The organism is Arcobacter caeni (assembly GCF_003063245.1).
GTDB lineage: Bacteria > Campylobacterota > Campylobacteria > Campylobacterales > Arcobacteraceae > Aliarcobacter > Aliarcobacter caeni.
The window spans coordinates 1-1,090 of the sequence record NZ_MUXE01000039.1 but is presented as its reverse complement, the minus strand read 5'-3'; the positions used below and the strand labels follow the sequence as shown (position 1 = coordinate 1,090).

Here is a 1,090-nt window from a genome sequence, read left to right as displayed (position 1 = left end):
CATTATATCATTGGGTTACAATGTATAAAAAAGCTCATAAAATTCCAACAAAAAGTATAAATTTATCATCTTCTAAAGAAAGTGAATCAGAGGAACTTAAACGCCTAAGACATGAAAATAAAATACTAAAACAAGAGCGAGATATTTTAAAAAAGGCAGCAGCATACTTTGCAAAAGAAACTCTTTAAGGTATGCGTGGATTTTTGAACATAAAAAGAGTTTTAGTATTAAGTTAATGTGCAAAGTCGTAAAAGTAAATTTATCTTCTTATTATCACTGGATTAAATCTGGGTGTGTAATTAAAAAAGTAGATAAAAAACTTAATAAATTAATTGAAATTATCTTTGTTCAAGGGCGACATAACTATGGAACACGAAGAATTCAAAGTAAACTTTTAGAATTATACGGATTAATAATTTCAAGACAACGAATTTCAAATATCATGAAAGATTTAAAACTAAAAGTTAAAATGAAACGAAGATATAAAAATACAACAGATTCAAATCACAATCTACCAATAGCTCCAAATATTCTAAATAGAGATTTTTATGCATCAAATCCGAATGAAAAATATGTTGGAGATATTACTTATATTCCAACAGGTGAAGGATGGCTTTACTTAGCAACTGTAATTGACTTGTACTCAAGAAAAGTAGTTGGCTGGAGTATGGATGACACAATGAAAGTTAGTTTAGTAAATAATGCTTTAAATATGGCAATGCTTCATAGGAAGCCATCTTCTGGGCCTTTATGGCACACAGATAGAGGAAGCCAATATGCATCTTACTCACATAAAGATTTATTAGAAAAATATAACATTGTTCAAAGTATGTCAAGAAAAGGAAATTGTTGGGATAATTCTGTTGCTGAAAGTTTCTTCAAATCGCTAAAACAAGAATTAGTTTATAACACGTATTTTTATACTAAAAAACAAGCTAAAAAAGAGATATTTGAATATATAGAATTTTATTATAATAGAGTTAGAAGTCATAGTTATTTAGGAAATTTATCACCTGTTAAATTTGAAGAAAAACAAGAAAAAGAAAAAGTGTTACAATCTGAAATGGTGGCTTAGGGATTAGCAAAAAAG

1 protein-coding gene and 1 pseudogene are annotated in these 1,090 nt (G+C 27.9%); both read left to right on the top strand.

The features are described 5' to 3' along the window. Nucleotides 1-188 (top strand): annotated as a pseudogene (locus B0174_RS12255) (hypothetical protein); the annotation flags it as partial. Next, entirely contained in the window at nucleotides 164-1,075 is a 912-nt protein-coding gene (locus tag B0174_RS12010; RefSeq protein ID WP_228156467.1) for an IS3 family transposase, read from the top strand. The pseudogene B0174_RS12255 and the gene B0174_RS12010, both read left to right, overlap by 25 nt. The last annotated feature ends 15 nt before the right edge of the window (nucleotides 1,076-1,090 follow it).